Genomic DNA, 21,217 nt, shown 5'->3' on the forward strand with positions numbered 1-21,217 from the left:
TTTTCCCGCCTGCATCACGCCCAACCCGTCCACACCCTTTGTCGGCACGGAACGGCAGATGAATTGCCGCCGGATACACCCGAAGAAACGCGCCCTCCCTTCCGTTCCCCCTCCGGAAAGGCTCTTTTGCCGGAAATAGTCCTTACCAGCTCCGCACGGGAACCAAAACCGAGAAGCGGAAGGAACATACTTTCCTCCGTTGCCGCATTTCCTTCTTCGGCTTTGCGGCGTTTATGCTAAAGTGGCGCCAATCTGCCCGGTACGGGGCTTTCAGCAATACTTCACACTATTCAATAGAAAGGCATCAACATCATGCATATGGCGGACGGCTTCATCTCACCGGCGGTAGGCTGCACCATGTGGGCGGCTTCCGCTGCAATTACAACGCTCTGCGCACGTAAGGTCAGGCAGGAAAAAGAAATGCGGCTCGTCCCGCTCATGGGCGTGCTGGGAGCCTTCATCTTTGCCTGCCAGATGCTGAATTTCACCATTCCGGGCACCGGCTCCAGCGGCCATCTGGGCGGCGGCCTCATCCTGGCGGTCCTTCTGGGACCGTATGCGGGGTTCCTGGTCATGGCGGCCATCCTGACGGTGCAGGCCCTTTTCTTTGCGGATGGGGGACTGCTGGCCCTGGGCTGCAATATTTTCAATATGGGGTTTTTCTCCTGCCTGGTGGCTTACCCTTTCATTTACAGGCCCCTGGCCGGAACAAAAACCGGCACGGGCCGCATCACGCTGGCCAGCGTCATCGCCGCCGTCATCGGGCTCCAGATGGGGGCCTTCTCCGTCGTTCTGGAAACAACGGCCTCCGGCATCTCAGCCCTGCCCTTCGCCCAATTTGTTGAATTGATGCTGCCCATTCATCTGGCCATCGGCACCGTAGAAGGCCTTGCTACGGCAGCCGTCGTCATCTTCATCAGCAAGGCACAGCCGTCCCTGCTGCGCCCGGCCGACTTGGAAACCGGAACCGTCAAAAAAGCATCCTGGACCGTTTTGGGCATCTTTGCGGTAGCGGCCCTGCTCTGCGGAGCCGCCCTCTCCTGGTTCGCCTCCGCCTATCCTGACGGACTGGAATGGTCTGTAGCCGGAGTCACCGGGTCGGAAGAAACCAGGCTGGCGGAACCGTCCCCCCTCCACCGGAACCTGGAAACCGTACAGGAGGCCACCGCCATTATGCCGGACTACGCCTTTCCCGCTGATGACGGGGCAAACACCGCGGAAACGGAAGCTTCCTCCTCCATTGTCAACCCTGAAACGAGCATGGCCGGCGTGCTGGGAAGCGCCATTATCGCAGCCCTTATTTTTGCGGCCGGTTTCCTGTTCGGCAGAAAACCGCACAGCCACTGCCCCCGCTGACCCTCCCCATGCCACTGTTTACGGACGCCTCGCAGCAATTCCGCCAGATGGATCGGTTTTCCTGCGGAAATACCGGCATCCACCGTCTGGACGCCCGCATTAAAATCGGAGCTTTCCTCGTCTATCAAATCTGCGTTCTTTCCTGGCCTCCGCAGGAAATTACGGGGCTCCTGCCTTTCTTCCTGTTCCCGGTCTGTGTCATCCGCCTGGCGGGCCTTCCCCTGGGCTACCTTCTGAAACGTACCCTGTGGCTGCTGCCCGTCGCCGTCATGATAGGCCTCTTCAACCCTCTGGTGGACAGAACTCCCATGGGAGAATGGTTCGGCATTCCCGTCACGCAGGGCATGATCTCCTTCATCTCCATCATCCTGAGGTGCATGCTCACCATCCTGGGTGCCTTCACGCTGTTGGCCTCCACAGGCTTTGCGCCTCTCTGCCGCGGCCTGAGGCAGCTCGGCGCTCCGCGCATTCTAATCACGCTGATGACCTTCCTGTACCGGTACGCCTTTATCCTGGTGGATGAATGCCAACATATGCTGATGGCATTCCGCTCCCGGCGGGGAGGCTCCGGGCCCATCCCTCTTTCCACGTGGGGGGCTATGGCCGGACAACTTCTGCTGCGGACATTCGGGCGGGCGGAACGCATTTACCAGGCCGTCCTGTGCAGAGGCGGGGAAGATCCTGAATTCGTCAATTCCCGCAGCGTCATCACTGGCCGCGGCGCAGCGGGAGGCCTTCTTTTCTGCATTCTCGTCATTCTGTTCCGCTGTTTCAACATCACCATGCTCGCGGGCCAGTACGCCCGCAGCCTCATCCCATGAGCCACCACCTTGTAGAAACTATTGACTTGTGTTTCAGTTACCCGGATTCCCCTCCGGCGCTGAACGGCGTTTCCCTGCGCATCACCCACGGGGAATCCGTCGCCGTCGTAGGCGGGAACGGCGCAGGGAAATCCACGCTGCTGCTCCACCTCAACGGCCTGCTGCCCCCCTCTTCCGGCCAGGTACGGGTAGGGGACATTCCCGTGACCCCCAAAACCGTCGCCCGCGTCCGGGAAAGCGTGGGAATGGTCTTCCAGCAGGCGGAAGACCAGCTATTCATGCCTACTGTCCGGGAAGACGTGGCCTTCGGGCCGCTCAACATGGGGCTCCCCCCGGAGGAAATCCGCCGCCGCGTGGAACAGGCCCTGCGGGAAGTCCATGCGGAAGCCCTGGCAGACAAAATGACCCACCATCTTTCTGGAGGGGAAAAACGGGCCGTCTCCATCGCCACGGTCCTCTCCATGAGTCCGGACATCCTGGTGCTGGACGAACCGAGCGCTAACCTGGACCCTGCCTCCCGCCGTACCCTCATCAGCCTGTTGCGCCAATTCACCCATACCAAAATCATTGCTACCCATGATCTGGACATGGTCATGGATCTGTGCACGCGCTGCATCGTAATGAAAGACGGTTCCATCCTGGCAGACGCTCCCGTTCCCGACATCTTTGCAGACCGCTCCCTTCTGGAAGAAGCGCGCCTGGAACAACCCCTCAGCTACCTCCTGATGCGGCAGGAGAGGCAACGGAACAATTCCGGGGCATCCTGAAAAAACCTCATACAAACTCCAGCCGGGCCTCCGGCAGGGACTTGAGAAAACGCATTCCATACCTCTTGGTAGCTACGCGCGGATCAAGAATCACCACCATGCCGGAATCGCTCCTGGTGCGGATCAGCCGCCCTACCCCCTGCCGCAGCTTCAGAATGGCTACAGGTACGGAATATTCGTAAAACGGATTCCCCCCGCGTTCCCTGATACTCTCAAAACGGGACTCCACAAGCGGATGATCCGGCACTTCAAACGGCAAGCGCGTGACAATAACGTTGGAAAGAGATTCTCCCGGCACATCCACCCCGGTCCAGAAACTGTCCGTACCGAAAAGCACGCTGTCCACATCCTTCCGGAACGCCTCCAGCATGGCATGCCGCTGCATATCCTGCCCCTGCACATACAGCGTCCATCCCTGTTCCTCGCAAAAAGGACGCACTTTCTCCGCCGCCTGAACCATCAGACGATAGCTGGTAAACAGCACGAAAGCCCTGCCGCGGGACTCCGCCAGATACCTTTTAATCCATTCCGGCAAAACTTCCGCATACTCCGGCTGGTCCGGCTCCGGCATAGAGCGGGCTACAATCAGCCGCATCTGCTCCCGGTAATTGAACGGGCTTCCAATCTGAAGCTTCCGAACGCTTTCCGCCCCTACGCGCCCCGCAAAATAACTCATGTCCGCATCTCCGGTCCCCAGCGTGGCGGAAGTCAGAATGGCGGAACGTCCGGCGAAAAACAGGCGTTCCCTCAAAATATCTCCCACCTCCACGGGAGCGGAGCAAACGCTCATGTTCCTTCCATCCGGACCGGAACGCTCCGCCCAATATACGTGACCTTCCTCCGTCATGTCCATCAGCACCTTCAGGGAAGCCTGCGCCTCCTCCATCCGGGCGGCCATATCCGCCAGTTCATCCTTCGCGGCTGCGTTTTCCTCCTGTTTCTCCCTCTCCGTTTTCAATTCCCCGATCAGTTCCATCAAAGGCTGAGAAAGAATATCCTGCGACCACTCCGGCTGAAGAATGCGGACAATCTTTCCGGAACCAGCAAACCCCAGGTCATCCCGCGCATTCTGGAAAAACAGGCCGGAGGCGTCCATCACGTCCTGAACCCGCTGAAACAGGGACGGATTGTTCAGCGGTTTCAGCAACCCCTTGTGCGTGCGCGGATTGTACATCCGCAGCAATTCATAATTCAAATGCGGTTCCGAGAGCTGGACGCCTAGCTGGCGGGCGGCGATGTTCTCAATCATGTGAGCCTCGTCCAGAATCACAAAATCCCCGGGAAACACGAACCCCGCCTCCTCGGAATCCTCCGCCTGGGCCATCAGCCCGAAAAACAGGGTATGGTTAAGCACCACTACTTTGGCCTCCAGAACCCGCTTGCGGGCTGCCTGGTACGGACAGGAAGGGCCGCAATGGCGCATGCTGCACGCATGCGGTTCGCTGCAGACCATGGCCCATACCTTGGAAGACGGCCGAAATGCCATATCGCTCAGGGTGCCGTCCTGCGTTCTCAGGGCCCAGTCCTGGATCCTCTTCAACTCCGCGGCCTCACCCTGCGTAAAGAGGGAATCCATCTGCGCCAGCGCACGCCGCAGGCGGGTATGGCACAGGTAATTCTGCCTGCCCTTCAGCAGGGCGGCGGAAAAATCAATCCCCAGGGCGGTGCGCAGCAGCGGAATATCCTTGTTGAACAACTGCTCCTGCAAATTGATGGTATGCGTGGAAATCACCGCCTTCCGGTCAAAATCCAAAGCAAACTTCACCGCCGGCAGCAAATACCCCAGGGATTTGCCCACGCCTGTGCCGGCCTCCACCAGCAGCGGCGCATCCACCTGGAGCGCCCTCGCCACAGCCAGGGCCATGCTCTGCTGCTCCTCCCGGTACTCAAAATCCCTGGCGCGGGAAAACAATCCGTCCGGGGCAAATGCCCGGTGGACATAAGCCTCAAAAGCGCTGACGCCTTCCATGCCCTCTTCCCCGGCGGCCTTCATATGTGGGAACCTGCCCCCCTTACTGGCCCACGGGAAGCTGGCGGGAAGAAACCGGCGGAAGATTCACCTTTTCAGGCAGGTCATAGAACATGGAGCGCAAGCCGTTCGCATTCATTCTGGAAGCGTCGATGAACGTCCAGGGCCCCTTATCCTTCAAATCCTTCACCAGCACCAGAACACCGGTATTCTCCACCTTCACGGGCACCCCGTCCGGACGCTTCATGGAAATGACCATCCGCGTGGGAAGCACCACCAGCACCTCCCCGCCTCCCTTCACCAGATGTTCCGCCGCAGGCTGGCCTATTTCATACGTCTCCACCACCATGCCGCGTTCCTTCATCACGGCGGCGGCGGCCTGCATCTTTTCCCTCATGGTCTCCATGAAGGAGGCCTCCCCGCCTGGAAAGGAAGCAACAAGCTGCTTCTTCATGGGCGGGTACATCTTCTCAATCATCCACATCATGTCGCCCGTCTTCACCGCCCCGGAAAGCTCCCGGGCGGCCCGGACGGCGCTGTCCCCATATTCACCGGCCTGGACGGCGCATACAGCCGCCACCATCATGCCTGCCAACAAACTCTTAATCATGGACGGAGTGTAACGGCATGCATCCCCCTCCGTCAAGGCAAGGCCTCCTGCGGAATCATGTTTTTACCGCGCGTCATCCTGCATCACCAGGCCGGACCACATCCATAAAGTGGGGTCCAGCTCCCGGGCGGCATCCTCCATCAGCGCGCGTCCGGTTCCTTCATCCTCCACCACGGCGAACATGGTGGAACCGGAACCGGACATCATGGCGCCGCGCACCCCGGGCCGCCCCATCAGCCAGCGCTTCACTTCCGCCAGGAATAAATGCTTTTCAAACACGGGCCTTTCCAGATCATTGACCAGCACATGGCCGCCCACATCCTGCTCCCCATAAGGAATGTCGGGCAATTCCCTGGAACCGGACCAGCGGCGGTAGGCGTCCGGTGTGGAAACCCCAAACGACGGCTTCAATAAAACAACCCGGGGACGCCATCCCTTCCACTCCGGCAAGGGCTCCACCTTCTCTCCGCGCCCGGTGCAGCGGCTCGCCGCGCCATAAATGAAAAACCCCACGTCGGAGCCGATTTCCCCTCCCAGCTCCGCCAGACGCTCCCGGGACAAACCTCCGTGTTCCAGCTCATTGAGGGTACGCAGCACGCATGCGGCGTCACTGCTGCCGCCGCCCAGCCCCGCACCATGGGGCACCTTTTTCACCAGGCGGACATGCCACGGCATGGACCTTCCCAGCTCCCGCTCCATCAGCCGTCCCGCTTTCATAACCAGGTTGCTCTCATCCAGAGGCACGCCCGGGGCGTCGCAGCTCATTTCCAGACAGGCCGCCGGGGAAAACTCCAGCACATCGCACAAATCCAGGGGAACCATCACAGTATCCACCTCATGGAAGCCGTCCGGCCTCTTTCCCAGAACGCGGAGGGAAACGTTCACTTTGCACGGAGCCTTGCAACTGATCATACGCCGTGGATTCCACCAAGGGACGGCCTCCGGGTCAAGCTTCATCAAACACAAACGGACGGGCCCTCATTTTTTCTTCGCAAATTCCGGGGGCGCCGCTATAATAAGCGCGACCCCGTTGCACATGGCCTACGACGAAAACAGCATCAAAACCCTGGATTGGAGGGAACACATCCGCATGCGCCCGGGGATGTACATCGGCAAATTGGGGGACGGCGCTTCTCCGGACGACGGCATTTACGTCCTTTTAAAAGAAGTCATCGACAACTCAATCGACGAATTCGTCATGGGGTTCGGCAAAAAAATCACCATTGACGTGACTCCGGACGGCCTGTGCGAAGTGCGCGACTTCGGCCGCGGCATTCCGCTGGGCAAACTGCTGGACTGCGCCGCAAAAATCAACACCGGAGCCAAATATGACAGCGACGCTTTCAAAAAATCCGTAGGCCTCAACGGCGTGGGCATCAAGGCGGTCAACGCCCTGTCCGACTTTTTTGAAATCCAGGCCTACCGCGACGGGGAAACGCGGTCCTACCAGTTCTGCCGCGGAAAGGAAATCCCCAAGGGACGGAAGGACGGCGCCACGGAGGAACCCAACGGCACCCGCACGGCTTTCCACGCGGACCCGGATATCTTTCCAGCGGCCACGCAATTCCGGCCGGAGTATATCGAAAAAATGTGCAGATACTACTCCTACCTCAACAAAGGGCTGGCCTTGCATTTCAACGGCCGCCGCTACATCTCCAAAAACGGGTTGCTGGACCTGCTTGCGGAAGCGATGAGCGAAGAACCCCTGTACCCCATCATCCACCTGGAAGGGCATGACATTGAAGTGGCCTTCACTCATGGCGGCCAATACGGGGAGGAGCACTACTCCTTCGTCAACGGGCAGCACACCACCCAGGGAGGCACCCACCAGGCGGCCTTCCGGGAAGCCATCGTCAAAACCCTGAGGGACTTCTTCAAGAAAAATTATGAGGCGGGGGACATCCGTTCCTCCCTCGTAGCCGCCATCTCCATCAAGGTGAAGGAACCCGTCTTCGAATCCCAGACCAAAACCAAACTGGGCTCCAACACCATCAGCCCGGAAGGGGAAACCATCCGCACCTTTGTGGGCAACTTCATTGCCAGGGAGCTGGACAACTACCTGCACAAAAACCCGGAAACGGCCAAAGCCCTGGAAGCCAAGATTAAGGATTCCGAACGGGACCGCAAGGAACTCTCCGGCATCCAGAAACTGGCGCGCGAAAACGCCCGCAAGGCCAAAATTCACAACAAGAATCTCCGGGACTGCCGGGTGCATTACAACTCCAAGCACTCCCGCGCCGGGGAAACCACCCTCTTCATTACGGAAGGTATCTCCGCCTCCGGCTCTATCACGACGGCGCGCGACGCGGAAACCCAGGCCGTTTTCTCCCTGCGGGGCAAGCCGCTGAACTCCTTCGGCATGAGCCGTAAAGTCGTCTATGAAAATGAGGAATTCAACTTCCTCCAGCATGCCCTGAACATTGAAAACGGGCTGGAGGAACTGCGCTATGACAAAGTGGTCATCGCCACGGACGCTGATGACGACGGCATGCACATCCGTATCCTGCTGATGACATTCTTCATCCAGTTCTTTCCGGAATTGATACGGGAGGGACACCTTTTCATCCTCCAGACGCCCCTCTTCCGCGTGCGCAACAAACAGCAAACGATCTACTGCTACTCGGACGCAGAAAGGGAGGAAGCCATCGGCCTGCTGGGGAAAAACCCGGAAATTACCCGGTTCAAAGGCCTGGGAGAAATCTCCCCCCAGGAATTCAAGGCTTTCATCGGGGAAGGGATGCGCCTGGACCGCGTCCGTCTGGAAGACTCCCACAAGGTGAAAGACCTGCTGTCCTTCTACATGGGCAAAAACACGCGGGAAAGACAGGAATACATCCTGAACAACTTGCGTGTTGAACTGGATCCGGTCATGGACTAGAGTAAAGCAACGCCTATCTATGCTTACCATTCCCAAGGAAAAACTGCCGATTCACATCGCCTGCATCATGGACGGCAACGGCCGTTGGGCGAACAGCCGTCATCTGCCGCGGCAGGCAGGCCACCGGGCGGGAGCGGATACGGTGGAGCGCTGTGCGGACTTCTGCATGACCCATAATATTCCCTGGCTCACTCTTTACGCTTTTTCCTCGGAAAACTGGAACCGCCCGAAGACGGAAGTGCACGCGTTAATGCTCCTGCTGCACGAATTCCTGAAAAAACGTCTCCATCAAATGATGGAAAAAGGCGTGCGCCTTCATGCCATAGGCGACCTTTCCCGTCTTCCCGCCCGCACCCGGAAACTTCTTCAGGACAGTCTGGAAGCCACTTCGGGAAACACCAGGCTCAACCTGGTTCTGGCCATTTCCTACGGCAGCCGTGGGGAAATTGCCTCCGCCGCCAGGAAAATAGCGGAAAAAGTCTCCCGCGGGGAGCTCCAGCCGGATGCCGTGACGGAAGACCTGTTCGGCGAGTATCTGGACACCGCCGGCATGCCGGAACCGGACCTGCTTATCCGCACCTCCGGAGAAATGCGCGTCTCCAACTTTCTTCTCTGGCAGATCAGCTACGCGGAAATTTACGTGACGGACACATTGTGGCCGGACTTTGGCGACCGGGACATGGAAGCCGCTCTGCTGGACTACTCCCGCAGAAAACGCCGTTTCGGAGCGCTCTGACCTTTTTTAACCCCCATTCCTGCGAAACAGACATGAACCAATACGCTCTTATCCTGGCCGGCGGCAGCGGCACCCGTTTCTGGCCCCTCTCCCGCGACCACCGCCCCAAACAGCTCCTGAACATGTTCGGGGAAGGAACCCTCCTCCGCCAGGCCATCGACAGGCTGGACGGGCTGGTGCCCCGGCAAAACATCTTTATCCTGACCAACCATCTGCAGGAAGCGGAAGTGCGCCGCCAGGCCCACGATATTCCCGTGGACAACATCATTTCCGAACCCGTGCGCCGGGACACGGCTCCCGCCATCGCCCTGGGCATCGGCCTCATCAAGGCGGCGGATCCGCACGGAGTCATGCTCGTCATCCCCTCCGACCAGCTCATTCAGGACCAGGAATCTTTCCGCACCCTGATGAAAGCTGCCATGGACACGGCTGCCAGGGAAAAAGCGCTTGTCACTGTGGGGATCAAGCCTACTTGGCCCTGCCCCTCCTACGGCTACATTGAACGCGGAGAAGAAATCCAATCCGTTCCGGGCTGTTCCTGCCGTGAAGTCATTCAATTCCGCGAAAAACCGGACACGGCCACGGCCGCATCCTACCTGAGCCGGGGCAATTTCTGCTGGAATGCCGGCATGTTCGTCTGGAGCATTCCCGCCGTGTGCGAACAGCTGGACAAGCACTGCCCGGAACTGGCCTCCTTCGTGGAACACGTTGCCGAATCTCCGGCCCCGCAGGAAACCATTCGGGAAGAATTTCCGGCGCTCACCCCCATTTCCATAGACTTCGCGCTCATGGAGCATGCGGACAGAGTGCTGAACATAGAAGCCACCTTTGACTGGGACGATGTAGGATCCTGGATATCCGTAGCCAACTATCTGGAAACCCACAATAAAAATACCACCAACACGGACATCACCGTGCAGGACGCCTCCGGCAACATTGTTTTCTCCCAGAAAGGAGACAAGCACGTGGCCCTGCTGGGAGTGGAAAACCTGATTGTGGTGGAAACGGCGGACGCCATCCTCATTGCGGATAAAAACAAGGCGGACGAAATCAAGAAAATCGTCAACCAGCTGCCGGACGAACTCAGATGACCAGTCCGCACCCCGCCTTGGGCATCGATTACGGAGAAGCCCGCATCGGCATTGCCGCCACGGACCCCGTGGGCATCATGGCCCATCCCGTAGAAACCATCCACAGGCATCAGACGGACGGAATTTCCCGCATTGTCCAGCTCGTCCAGAAACGGGGAATACGCACCCTGGTGCTGGGTCTTCCCGTCCGCATGGACGGCACGGAAGGAACTGCCGCGGCCAAGGTGCGCGCTTTCGGAAGGGAACTGGCCGCAGCCCTTCCCGGCCTTCCCCTGATCTTCATGGATGAATGCCTCACCACCGTCATTGCGCAGGAAAAACTGCACGCCGCCGGGAAAAAGGCAAAAAACTTCCGCCCCGTCATCGACCAGGTAGCCGCCGTGGAAATACTCAACACCTGGCTTGATTCCACGCTGGGCTGAAGCCAAACGGCGCGCACGCTCCGTCCCTCCCGGCTCTACGCTCCTACGGAACTCCTTACTTCCCGTTTCCTGAGCAAGACCATTCTCCCGGCAAACAAAAACGCCGCCAGCCAACGCCCCCAACCACGGAACGCTGAAAACGTCCTTTCAGCATTCCGCAGTACGGGAAAACAAAGCTCCCTTTCCGCGCATCAGGCGCAATCCATGCTCAGCACCACCTTGCCGCTGCGGAACTCCTCCTGGGCCTTCTCCACAGCTTTCCGCACATCGCTCAGCGGATAAACGGTGTCCACGGCCTGCTTCAACCTGCCGTCCGCCATCAGGCGCGCCAGCTTGTCATAGGCGGCCTCAATCTCTGAAACAGGGGCATTCTTAAGCCACTGCGTCACCCACAGCCCCTCCAGTTTAATACCCTTGAAAATCAGAAAACCGTTCGGCACCTTGATGCTCTTCCGGCTCATGGCTCCGTACGTCACCATGCTCCCGCCGGGAGCCAGTATATCCATCAGGCGCAGGGCGCTTTCTCCGCCCACGGCGTTGGAAGCCAGCACAGGCCTCTTTCCATCCAGGCGGGCCAGCGTATTCTTCACCACATCCCCGTCATCCTCGCCCACCACCAGATCGGCGCCCAGCTCAGTCAATTCATCCCTCAATTCATCCGGCCTTCTCACAAAATTCACTGTCTTCACGCCCATTTCACGGGCCAGTTGAATAATGCACCTTCCCACTCCGGAATTGGCGGCATTCTGCACCAGCCAATCCCCCGGCTCCAGGGAAACGAACCCTTCCAGCATGCGCAGGGCGGTCAGGGGATTCACCTTCAGCATGGCCGCCTGGACGGGATCTACCCCCACCGGAAGCTTCATGACATTCACGGAGGGAACCGCCACATACTCGCTCCAGGAACCCACGCCGCGCAGGAGAATCACCTCATCTCCCTCTCGGAATCCCTCTGCGCGAGACTCCTGCACCACGCCGCAGCCTTCCAGGCCGGCGCGGGAGTGCGGCAATACGGGCTTCAAACCATAAACTCCCTGCACAAAATTGATGTCCGCCGGATTGATCGGGGCCGCCTTCATCCGGACCAGAACTTCTCCCTCCTCCGGAACGGGAATGGGGCCGGAAACGTACTCCAGCACTTCCTGGGGCTTCATGCTGCATTCGGAAAACTCTGCATAATGATTCTCACTCATGCTTTCACTTTCTCATGGAACGCCCCTCCGTGCAAGCGCCGGATACGTTTTACCCGGGAGCAGTCAGCCATAATACCGCTGCCGTGAAAAAACCCAGGGGTGCAATCTTTCCCGCATTCTGCACTTTTCCTGTGGAGAAAGACCTTCATCCGGCCCGGCTATCCGGCCTGCCCCTGCTCCACAGAGGAAGTCCGGGAAAAAATACGGAAGAACGCCTCATTTTCCTCTTTATCTGCGGTACCGTTCATTTTCCCGGATCAGCCTCTCCCGCTTTCAGCTCACCGCCTCTGCAGCCCCTCTTCATCATGGAAGAAAAAACCGGAGTTCACGCAAAAGAAAAGGCATGCTTCCGTACAGTCCAGGATAAATTCCAGGGCTTTCGTCCGGTTGTTCTTGACCTTAGGCAAAAATACGCTAGACTATCTCTCTCGCATTAACAAATAACTTCGATTGCCATGTCCCGAATTTGCATCATCAGAGGTACCATGCCTCACAAAGGTCGTCGTATCCATCGCTCCGGTCTTGCCAAGAAAAAGGGCGGTATTGGTCGTCACGTCACTAAGACTGTCAATCGTACCGTTTTCCCCAACCTTCAGGAGAAGCGCATCTGGGTTCCTGAACTCGGTCAATTCGTGAAAATGAAGATTTCCGCCAAGGCCCTGCGTACGATCAACAAGAACGGTGCTTACAACACTCTTAAAAAAGTAGGTCTCCTGTAAAAAAGATTCTTTTTTTTGAACGTTGTTTCACCACTTGAACTCTAAGGCTTCAACGAGGTGAGCAACTGGCAGAAAAAGATGTCCAAAAAGACAAGGGATCATCTGCTTAAGTGAGGCACCTCCAAGTTGAAGGTTTTATTGAAACATTAATACGCCAACGGACGTAAACAATACGTCCTCTACTGGAAAAGATCACACAGATGAAAGCCCAAACCAAAATCGCTCTTAGAATTAATGATGACAACCCCAACCACCACCTGTGGAATAACAGGGGGGTTTGGTGGTGCCACGTTACGGTTCACAAGCCGGACTCCACGGCGGAACGCCTGAGATTCTCGCTGAAAACCCGTGACATTGAAAAAGCCCGCGCCCGTCGCGACAAGATTTTCGCCTCCATTCAGCAGCATTTCGGCATTGCCGCCTAGAAAAGCTGTCGGGAGAGATTAAGGCAAGTCACATCAATCTCTTTTATAAGAACCGCTCCGGATCTGCCGGAGCGGTTTTTTTATTACACAATAACAAAGGCTTCCCGGGAAAAACTTTCCGGAATTGAAGCGCAAGCTCTGGTACAGGGGAGGCATTCACAGCCCCTCCTGCCCCCTGGAATCCGGCAATCCGCAGGCAGGTACTTTAAAAGTGGGATTTTGTGCAGAAGGTTTGTTTCTATGGATGCCGGTTCAATTAAAAGCCTCCCCTGCCACAGGCTTCAGGGGCGGCATATACCTGCCGCCCCTGAATGAATACAGAGCCGTCTCCTTCCCGTTACTTCTTTTTGCTGAACCGGAACATGGATGCTCCATGCCCGTTCAATTCTACCGCCATATCTCCCTGTACGGTCCCCTGGTCAGCGCGTTTCCAGAGGTCCCTTGCCTCATACGCGCCGGAAAGCCCCAGCTCCTTCAGATTCACCTTCAAAATTCCTTTCTCCTTCCCGGTATTGAAAAAGCCGGCCGCCACGGAACCGTCGGACAACTCCTTCGTCCACACCTGGAAACTCCCCTGGCGCCACGCTTTGCGGGCGGGGCGGGCAGCCGGATCCTGATCCACCGCTATCACCTCGTCATTGGTAAGCAGCCCCATCGTAAACGAATCAATATGCTCCAAATCACAGGAGACGATGAGCGGAGCGGACAGCAGGCACCACAGGGTCACGTGAGTGTACTGTTCATCCGGAGTCAGCCGCGTCTGGACAAACGTGGTGTTGGGCTGGTTAGGTTTGCCCAGCTTCCCAATCTGGAGAATGTCCGGGTCATTCCAATGTCCCGGGCGCATATGCTTCTGCCAGCGTTCCTGGGAAAAACCGATGCCGCTGACGCTGCCCCAGTGATCCTGGATATCCCCCGTCGTCCGCCATAAATTCGCCAGCTTGCCCAGCTCTTCCACATGTTCGTACGGGGCGGCATTGGACAAGCTGAGCACGATATCCCTTCCGGACTCGTCCAGCGCCTTGCGGATACGTTTTGTCGTAGGCACATCGTTGGGGTTCCAATCCACCTTCACATAATCGACCCCCCAATCCGCCCATTGTTTAGCGTCACGGTCAAACAGCCAGACGGCTCCCACATGATCCGCCTTTCTGCGATGAACGCCCGGATAACTTCCAAAAATTTGATCCTCCTGCTTGCGCTCCTTTTCCGGAATGGCCATTTCCCCGTAGTCCGACTTAGCGTTAGGCGCGCTCCCTCCGATAAAACCGGCATACGTTCCCATCCAAGGCGTGGAATAAATGCCCACCTTCATGCCCATGGCGTGAATAGCGTCGCACATGGCCTTCATGTCAGGAAAACGCTTATTGGGTTGAATGGCGCCATACTTCCCTCCGCGCCTGCCCTGCCAGCAGTCGTCAATGTTGATATAGGTCCAGCCATGATTGACCAGCCCCCGTTCCACAAAAAGCCGTGCCGTCTTCAGCACATTATCCTGCCCTACAGCCTCACTGTAGGAATACCAGCTGCTCCAGCCCATGGGCGGAGTCAGGCACAATTCGTCCCCCACCTTCAGAATCAGCTCCTTCATATCCTTTCCATGCCTGTTGGAAGCCTGGATATTTACCTTGTATTCCCTCTTCCCGGACGGAGCGGTACCCGCAATCAATCCGCGCGAATCCATCTTCAGGCCTGGGGGAAGCCCTGTTGCCTGAATTTTCATGGGCCGCTCCCCGGAGACGGGAACCTGGAACAGCATGCGGGAACCGGGGGTAGCCCCGACGATACGGGCGCCATTAATGGAGGGTGAAAGCGGAATTTCTGGAGTCAGGCGGACACCGGGAACAGGCGCAGGATAGGGATTAGGAAACTCTGCCCCAAATGATGCGGATACGGCAGCGCTGACAACGGCAGGGAGTAAAAAATGGTACAATCTCATAAATAGGGTTATAAAGGTGTACCTTAAAAACGTAGTTGCTTTGCCATTCCTTTCATTGCCCCCATTCATCCCTCCTTCCGCAGTCCATCCTGTTTCTGCGTTTCCCCCGCAGAACATGGCGGACTTTGAAAAAAGGCCGGAACGGACACTCCCGGCAATCCGGCCGCCAGGGAACGGAACTCCTCCTCACGCATCACACACCCTGCCGTCGCCAGGGCATCCGCCAGCGCAGCGGAAGACGCCCGGACGCTCACCTGCCTCCCTTCCGTAACGCCCAGCCCCGACCGGGGATCAAGCACGTGGGAATACGCTTTCCCGCCAATTTTCACCATCTGACGGGCGCTCCCGGAAGTGGAAACGGCCGCATGGCTCAACAGCAACACTTCCCCCTGCCCATTTCCCGTATCCACCCGCAGCCGCCATCCCGGTTCCCCGGGAGGAGGAGCGCCGGCCAGAACATCGCTGGTACTGTCAATGAAGAAGGAACATACACCCCTTGTTTTCAACATCTCCGCCATCCGGTCCACAGCAAAGCCCTTTCCCATGCCTCCCAAATCCAGCCTCATTCCAGAAACCGCCTTGACCGCCATTCCCTTACGGACGGACAACTTTTCCCATCCGCATGCACGGAGCGCGCATTCCCGTTCCTCGCCGGACGGAAGAATGCCAAGGCGGCGGCTCTTTTTCCACAGACGGATGCAGGGCCCCAGCGTGGGATCAAAAGCGCCGTTCGTCAGCCGGGCATAATCCAGGGCCAGAAGAAGCACCCTTTCCAATTCCGGAGAAACAGGCACGGAAATGCCGTATTCCGCAGCATTAAGCCGGGCCAGACCGCTTTCCGCATCCATGGCGGACATCACTTTTTCCCAATGGGCGGCACAGGCCAGAGCCTCCCCGCAAATCCTCTCCGCATCTCCCGCGTCCATGCCACTCCCGGGATAAGCGCGCACCGTGAACACCGTACCCATAACCGCCCCCCGAACTGTTACCCTCCCATCCGGGGAGTGCGCGCAGGAAAGCGGCTCCACAGAAGGGAGCTCCGCTTCCCCTTCCTGCCCCCGGATGGCGCCAGCAACAGACAGCAGGCAGGCGCAACATGCAGGAAAAGCAGCCTGCCGGAAAAAGGAACTCATGCGCACCCACGGGGACATAAGCAACAACCTACTCCGTACAAATGAACGGGGGCAAGGGCCGAATATGCCATAGGAACGCCCCTTTACCGGAATCCCATCACTTGAAAACGGACTCTGCTCTTTCCCGGTCCAAATCCGTAAGAAAGGAAGATGACCTTTTTACAGGAGCCCCCTCCCGGCAGGAAATGCAATGCCACGGTCATCAACTCACCCGAAAAGAAATACACAGGCCGCGGTGTTTTGCACCGCGGCCTGGACAATCTGTCTGAAAACGCCCTTCTATCTGGCAAACAGGCTGTGGATGCGGCGGCAGACTTCATCCACGTTTTCCCGTGAATTAAACGCGGAAATGCGGAAGAATCCTTCCCCCCTGGAACCAAAACCGGAACCAGGCGTAATAACCACATTCGCCTCATGCAGCATCTTGTCAAACATTTGCCAGCTGTCCAGACCATCCGGACACTGTACCCATACATAAGGGGCGTTTTCCCCGCCCCACACGCGCATGCCCGCCTGGCGGCAGGCATTCAGCAGAAGCGAAGCATTCCCCAGGTAATGGCTGATGAGCGCGGCGGTCTGGGCCATGCCCTCCATGGTGAACAGAGCCGCGGCGCCCCGCTGGACAATATAGGAAGCGCCGTTGAATTTCGTGCTGGTGCGGCGGCTCCAGAGCTGGCTGATAGAAACCTTGTTCCCTTCGGAATCATATCCGTGCAATTCCCTGGGAATCACCACATAACCGCAGCGCACCCCTGTAAAGCCTCCTTGCTTGGAGAAGGAACGGAACTCAATGGCGCAATCCCGCGCGCCGGGAATTTCAAAAATGGATCTGGGAATGGAAGAATCCTGTATGAAAGCCTCATAAGCGGAATCATAAAGAATAATGGCACGGTTCGCCCGGGCGTATTCCACCCATTTCAGCAGTTCATTCCGGGAAGCCACGGCTCCGGTGGGATTGTTCGGGAAACACAGGTAAATCAAATCCACATGCTCATCAGGCAATTGCGGCACAAAATTATTTTCCGGAGTGCACGGCAGATACACCAGCCCTTCATAAGAACCATCCGGGCTGGAACTCCCGGTATTCCCGGCCATGACATTGGTATCTACATACACGGGATAAACCGGGTCCGGCACGGCGATTTTGTTGCCGGTCCCGAAAATATCCAGAATGTTTCCCGTGTCGCATTTAGCTCCGTCAGAAACATAAATCTCATCCACTTCCACATGCACGCCGTGAACCTGATAGGCTTTTTTGGCGATTGCCTCCCTCAGCCAGAAATACCCCTGCTCCGGACCGTAGCCGTGAAAACGTTCATGAGTGGACAAATCATCCACGGCCAGGTGCATGGCTTCAATAGCCGCCATGGGAAGCGGCTCCGTCACATCGCCGATGCCGCAGCGAATCAGCCTTTTGGCCGCCTCCGGATGGGATTCGGCAAACGCATGTACGCGGCGCCCTATTTCCGGGAACAAATATCCCGCCTGCAACTTGAGAAAATTATCGTTAATGTTAGGCATGGTTTTAGTAGTAAGCGCTTTTATTCCATACCCGGAACGGGACGGAATCAAGGCCCCTTTCCGGCATGCCGTCCTTCCCTGCGTCACGAAACGGTGCGTCTTCCCCTGATGCTGTTTCCACCGTGCCAAAGCGGCTGCTCCTGTCCCTCTGCGTTTCATGCTCCTCACCAAACGTCTTGTCTTCCCTGATTTCCCTGAGTTTCTTTCCGGGCAAGATTCCCAAAAATGGGCAGGCAGATGCCCGGCAAGAAAAAACCTTCACTCTGCGGGGCATTATGGTCCTGAAGACGCCGGCAATCTTCATCCCCCCTTCTGCGCCAGTCCTGCTTTTGAAACCGGAACTTCCAGGGACATGACATGCTTCTCCGGAACGGAAAAACCCGTTTCCCTGTCTAAAAAGAACAAGAAAAAATCTTATGATCATGAATGAAATGGAAATCATCGACGTCCGCGGCCGTGAAATTATCGACTCACGGGGCAATCCCACCGTGGAAGTGGACGTGGCCCTCGCCGGGGGAGCTATCGGACGCGCATCCGTCCCCAGCGGAGCCTCCACCGGAGAGCATGAAGCCTGGGAACTCCGGGACGGGGACGCCAAGCGCTACGGAGGCAAGGGCGTGCTTAAAGCCGTGGAAAACATCAATAAAATCATTGCCCCGGAAATATCAGGGCACGATGCCACCCTGCAGCCGGCCATTGACAAAATCATGATCGACCTGGACGGCACGCCCAATAAATCCCGCCTGGGGGCCAACGCCATCCTGGGCGTCTCCCTCGCCGTGGCGAAAGCCGCCGCCATTCAGCTCAACCTTCCCCTTTTCAAATACCTGGGCGGGCCGAACGCCAAGGTTTTGCCCGTCCCCATGATGAACATCATCAATGGAGGGGCCCATTCGGACTCCCCCATTGACTTTCAGGAATTCATGATCATGCCCAAGGGGGCTCCCACTTTCCGGGAATCCCTGCGCTACGGGGCGGAAGTTTTCCATGCGCTCAAGGATGTGCTGCATGACCGCGGCCTTTCCACTGCCGTGGGGGATGAAGGGGGATTCGCCCCGGCCCTGAAATCAGCGGACGACGCCCTGGAATGCATTGCACAGGCCGTAAAACGGGCCGGGTACACCCTGGGCACGGATATCTTCATTGCCCTGGACGTGGCTTCCTCCGAATTCTATGATCCCTCCCGGAACCTGTACGTCTTCAAAAAATCAGACGGCCAAGGCAGAACGGCGGAGGAACTGACGGCTTACTATCAGGAACTCCAGAAAAAATACCCCATCATTTCCATTGAGGACGGCTGTGCGGAAAACGACTGGCTGGGCTGGGAACAGCTCACTAAAGCCATGGGCGGCAATACCCAGCTGGTAGGGGACGACCTGTTCGTGACGAATGTGGAATTCCTGAATCAGGGCATTTCCCGCCATGTAGCGAATGCCGTCCTGGTGAAAGTCAACCAGATAGGTTCCCTGACGGAAACGCTGGATACGGTGGAACTGGCCAAGGATAACAAATACTCCGCCATCATCTCCCACCGCTCCGGGGAAACGGAAGACGCCACGATCGCGGATATTGCCGTAGCGACGAACGCGGGGCAAATCAAAACCGGCTCTCTAAGCCGTTCCGACCGCATGGCCAAATACAACCAATTGCTTAGAATTGAAGAAGAACTGGGAAATGACGCAGTTTATGGTGGTAAAATTCATATTCTATGATCAAAAATGTGTCGTTTGACTGCAAGGAATGCTCTGGAGACGCCGCTACTACCACCGTTTTACCCTGGCGGAGCTTGAAATCCGCCGGGAGAAACGTGCCCTGATCGTCCAGAGAGCCCTGCGCCTCTTTGCCATTGTCCTGGCCCTGTGCCTGACGATGCTGCTTTCCCTGGTGTGTTTCAAGCCATGGAAGGATCTGCGCTCCCTGGAGCATGAACGTTCCTTCCTTCAGGCTCATCTGGAAAAATCAAGGGAGCAGATGGAACAGGCAAAAAACGAATTTATCTGGATCTCACAGGATCCCCACTACTTTGAAATGATTGCCCGGGATAAAGGCAACTTGGCCCTTCCCGGAGAGCACATTCTCCGCATTGCGGAACCCAAGCGCCTGAAATAAAGCGTTTTTCAGCGGGAAAAGAAAACCATGCACGCGGTTCCTCCCCCTCTCCCGTCGTGGGAGGTTCCCAAACGCTGGCATGCAGAACGAAATACGGGCTAAATCTAACGCAGCCTTACTCTGGCTGTCTGTCCGGCTCAGTCTTGTCATACTCCCTCATCAATTTGGCGGACCAGCTGATACTGTCGGGAAAACGGCATGCAGGCGTCGTAGTCAGGTATGTTCCCAGCTTTTTAGCGAGGGAATCCGCATCCTGGTGCCTGGAAAAATACAAATCCCTCTGTTCCTGGGGATCATCCGCCACATTGTAAAACTGCGGAGCGCGGTCCGGTACCAGCAGGTACTTCATATCACCGGCCAGCACAGCGGACGTATAATCCGTACACCAGAAAAAGGTGCGCGGAACGGAAGCTCCCTTGTTCCCCACCAGCTCCAGAATATCCATGCCGTCCAGCTTCCTGGGAATGTGACGGCCATTCGCCTTCAGCAAAGCAGGAAGCAAATCCACGGAGGAAACAGGCTGTCTGCAAACGCTTCCGGGAATCAAACGCTTGTCCGCCGGATATCTGATAATAAAAGGTACGCGAACACCTCCCTCAAAATGCTGCCTCTTGGCACCCCGGAAAGGGGCATTGCAGGAAGAAGCTTCCGGAGCGCCTCCATTGTCCGACAGGAAGACGACGATGGTATCCTTTTCCAAACCGTCCGCTTTCAAGGCATCCAGAATGCGGCCTATTCCCCTGTCCATCGCATATACCATGGCGCAATAAACCCGTCGTTCCCCGTTCTGCACGTTCCTGAATTTGGCGATATCCTCCGGTTTGGCTTCATTGGGCCAATGGGGGGCATTGTAGGAAACGAACATGAAAAAAGGTTTCTTATCCTTTCCGGCTTCCCGCAGAAATTCGACCGCCCGGTCTGTAATATCGTCCGTCAAATAGGTGATGTCCGTCTTATCCGTAAAATTGGATACAATCATGGAGGGATTCAGGCCTTCAGCCTCCTTCTTCACGGGGAAATAATGCCGGGAACCGCCCAGGAACCCCCACCAATGCGTAAAACCGCGCTCCGGCGGCGTGTATCCCTTCGTATGGCCAAGATGCCACTTGCCGAATACCGCGCTCCGGTACCCGTAGGGGGCCAAATACTCCGGAATCAATTTTTCCGTCTGCGGCAGCCCGTAGTGGGACTCCGGAAGATAATCCATCTGGATATTGGGATTCGTCGTGATGCCGTAACGCTTGGGGAAACGCCCCGTCAGCAATCCCATGCGGGAGGGGGAACACATCGGTGCCGTCACATACGCCCGGGAGCAAAACACGCCCTCCTTGGCCAGCCGGTCAATGGAAGGCGTTTTAATCTGCCTGGAACCAGTACAGCCCAAATCCCCATAACCCAGGTCATCCGCCAGAATGACAATCATGTTCGGCGGTGTGGGAAGACGGGGCTGCGCCACTGCCGCTCCGCAAAACAAACCGCATAGAATCAACAAAAGGCGCTCTTTCTTCATCATGCGTTTATCTACGTA

19 protein-coding genes are annotated in these 21,217 nt (G+C 57.2%); 11 read left to right on the forward strand and 8 right to left on the reverse strand.

Annotated elements, in window-relative coordinates; translation table 11 throughout:
* The first annotated feature begins 312 nt into the window (after positions 1-312).
* The 3 genes from WW58_RS10445 to WW58_RS10455 are packed head-to-tail and all read left to right on the forward strand — an operon-like array spanning position 313 to position 2,944.
* Positions 313-1,356: an energy-coupling factor ABC transporter permease gene (locus WW58_RS10445; RefSeq protein ID WP_022197019.1), complete on the forward strand. Its 1,044-nt coding sequence runs from the start codon at positions 313-315 to the stop codon at positions 1,354-1,356.
* A gap of 8 nt (positions 1,357-1,364) precedes the next feature.
* The gene (gene cbiQ / locus WW58_RS10450; RefSeq protein ID WP_022197018.1) at positions 1,365-2,177 is read left to right on the forward strand and encodes a cobalt ECF transporter T component CbiQ; all 813 of its coding nucleotides are present in this window, start codon (positions 1,365-1,367) and stop codon (positions 2,175-2,177) included.
* Positions 2,174-2,944 carry an energy-coupling factor ABC transporter ATP-binding protein gene (locus WW58_RS10455; RefSeq protein ID WP_046437494.1) on the forward strand — a complete coding sequence of 257 codons (771 nt, stop codon included), beginning with the start codon at positions 2,174-2,176 and terminating at the stop codon, positions 2,942-2,944. Before cbiQ ends, WW58_RS10455 begins: the two co-directional genes overlap by 4 nt.
* A 7-nt stretch (positions 2,945-2,951) precedes the next feature.
* Here the strand turns inward: WW58_RS10455 and WW58_RS10460 are convergent, their stop codons facing one another.
* The 3 genes from WW58_RS10460 to ispE all read right to left on the reverse strand — a co-directional run bounded on the left by WW58_RS10460 (position 2,952) and on the right by ispE (position 6,435).
* Positions 2,952-4,937 (reverse strand): ATP-dependent DNA helicase, encoded by a 1,986-nt coding sequence (locus WW58_RS10460; protein WP_102738992.1) that lies wholly within the window; start codon positions 4,935-4,937, stop codon positions 2,952-2,954.
* A gap of 19 nt (positions 4,938-4,956) precedes the next feature.
* On the reverse strand, positions 4,957-5,523 hold the full coding sequence (locus WW58_RS10465) for a hypothetical protein (protein ID WP_012420236.1): 567 nt from the start codon (positions 5,521-5,523) through the stop codon (positions 4,957-4,959).
* A 63-nt stretch (positions 5,524-5,586) separates the two neighbouring features.
* Positions 5,587-6,435, reverse strand: a complete 849-nt coding sequence (ispE, locus tag WW58_RS10470; RefSeq protein WP_046437497.1) for a 4-(cytidine 5'-diphospho)-2-C-methyl-D-erythritol kinase — start codon at positions 6,433-6,435, stop codon at positions 5,587-5,589.
* 124 nt (positions 6,436-6,559) lie between these two features.
* Between ispE and WW58_RS10475 the strand changes: the two genes are divergently transcribed.
* The 4 genes from WW58_RS10475 to ruvX are packed head-to-tail and all read left to right on the forward strand — an operon-like array spanning position 6,560 to position 10,650.
* Positions 6,560-8,401 carry a DNA topoisomerase IV subunit B gene (locus tag WW58_RS10475; protein ID WP_022197014.1) on the forward strand — a complete coding sequence of 614 codons (1,842 nt, stop codon included), beginning with the start codon at positions 6,560-6,562 and terminating at the stop codon, positions 8,399-8,401.
* Positions 8,373-9,137 (forward strand): isoprenyl transferase, encoded by a 765-nt coding sequence (locus tag WW58_RS10480; protein ID WP_257227932.1) that lies wholly within the window; start codon positions 8,373-8,375, stop codon positions 9,135-9,137. The genes WW58_RS10475 and WW58_RS10480 overlap by 29 nt, the downstream gene beginning before the upstream one ends.
* 32 nt (positions 9,138-9,169) lie before the next feature.
* Positions 9,170-10,228, forward strand: coding sequence for a mannose-1-phosphate guanylyltransferase (locus tag WW58_RS10485; RefSeq protein WP_046437500.1), 1,059 nt, complete (start codon positions 9,170-9,172; stop codon positions 10,226-10,228).
* 17 nt (positions 10,229-10,245) lie between these two features.
* A complete protein-coding gene (gene ruvX, locus WW58_RS10490) occupies positions 10,246-10,650 on the forward strand; it encodes a Holliday junction resolvase RuvX (protein ID WP_233465519.1) in 405 nt (134 codons plus the stop codon).
* 191 nt (positions 10,651-10,841) lie between these two features.
* On the opposite strand, the gene WW58_RS10495 is transcribed toward ruvX, so the two are convergent.
* Positions 10,842-11,843, reverse strand: a complete 1,002-nt coding sequence (locus WW58_RS10495) for an MDR family NADPH-dependent oxidoreductase (protein WP_022197010.1) — start codon at positions 11,841-11,843, stop codon at positions 10,842-10,844.
* Between the two features lie 455 nt (positions 11,844-12,298).
* Between WW58_RS10495 and rpmB the strand changes: the two genes are divergently transcribed.
* Together rpmB and WW58_RS10510 are read left to right on the forward strand one after the other, a co-directional pair.
* Positions 12,299-12,562 (forward strand): 50S ribosomal protein L28, encoded by a 264-nt coding sequence (rpmB, locus tag WW58_RS10505; RefSeq protein WP_012420229.1) that lies wholly within the window; start codon positions 12,299-12,301, stop codon positions 12,560-12,562.
* A 200-nt stretch (positions 12,563-12,762) separates the two neighbouring features.
* Positions 12,763-12,987 carry a hypothetical protein gene (locus tag WW58_RS10510; RefSeq protein WP_012420228.1) on the forward strand — a complete coding sequence of 75 codons (225 nt, stop codon included), beginning with the start codon at positions 12,763-12,765 and terminating at the stop codon, positions 12,985-12,987.
* A 337-nt stretch (positions 12,988-13,324) separates the two neighbouring features.
* On the opposite strand, the gene WW58_RS10515 is transcribed toward WW58_RS10510, so the two are convergent.
* From WW58_RS10515 to WW58_RS10525, 3 genes are all read right to left on the reverse strand, one after another.
* The gene (locus WW58_RS10515; protein ID WP_180975827.1) at positions 13,325-14,926 is read right to left on the reverse strand and encodes a glycoside hydrolase family 27 protein; all 1,602 of its coding nucleotides are present in this window, start codon (positions 14,924-14,926) and stop codon (positions 13,325-13,327) included.
* 65 nt (positions 14,927-14,991) lie between these two features.
* On the reverse strand, positions 14,992-16,059 hold the full coding sequence (locus WW58_RS13550; protein ID WP_180975828.1) for an FAD:protein FMN transferase: 1,068 nt from the start codon (positions 16,057-16,059) through the stop codon (positions 14,992-14,994).
* Between the two features lie 279 nt (positions 16,060-16,338).
* On the reverse strand, positions 16,339-17,580 hold the full coding sequence (locus tag WW58_RS10525; RefSeq protein ID WP_046437574.1) for an LL-diaminopimelate aminotransferase: 1,242 nt from the start codon (positions 17,578-17,580) through the stop codon (positions 16,339-16,341).
* Between the two features lie 431 nt (positions 17,581-18,011).
* Here WW58_RS10525 and eno point away from each other — a divergent pair, with 431 nt between their 5' ends.
* Positions 18,012-19,292: a phosphopyruvate hydratase gene (gene eno, locus WW58_RS10535; RefSeq protein ID WP_102733072.1), complete on the forward strand. Its 1,281-nt coding sequence runs from the start codon at positions 18,012-18,014 to the stop codon at positions 19,290-19,292.
* A gap of 28 nt (positions 19,293-19,320) precedes the next feature.
* The gene (locus tag WW58_RS10540) at positions 19,321-19,689 is read left to right on the forward strand and encodes an FtsB family cell division protein (protein WP_022197005.1); all 369 of its coding nucleotides are present in this window, start codon (positions 19,321-19,323) and stop codon (positions 19,687-19,689) included.
* 115 nt (positions 19,690-19,804) lie between these two features.
* On the opposite strand, the gene WW58_RS10545 is transcribed toward WW58_RS10540, so the two are convergent.
* Positions 19,805-21,202 (reverse strand): sulfatase-like hydrolase/transferase, encoded by a 1,398-nt coding sequence (locus WW58_RS10545; RefSeq protein ID WP_102758663.1) that lies wholly within the window; start codon positions 21,200-21,202, stop codon positions 19,805-19,807.
* Positions 21,203-21,217 lie beyond the last annotated feature (15 nt).

Origin of the sequence: Akkermansia sp. UNK.MGS-1 (assembly GCF_000980515.1) — a bacterium.
GTDB classification, from domain to species: domain Bacteria; phylum Verrucomicrobiota; class Verrucomicrobiia; order Verrucomicrobiales; family Akkermansiaceae; genus Akkermansia; species Akkermansia muciniphila.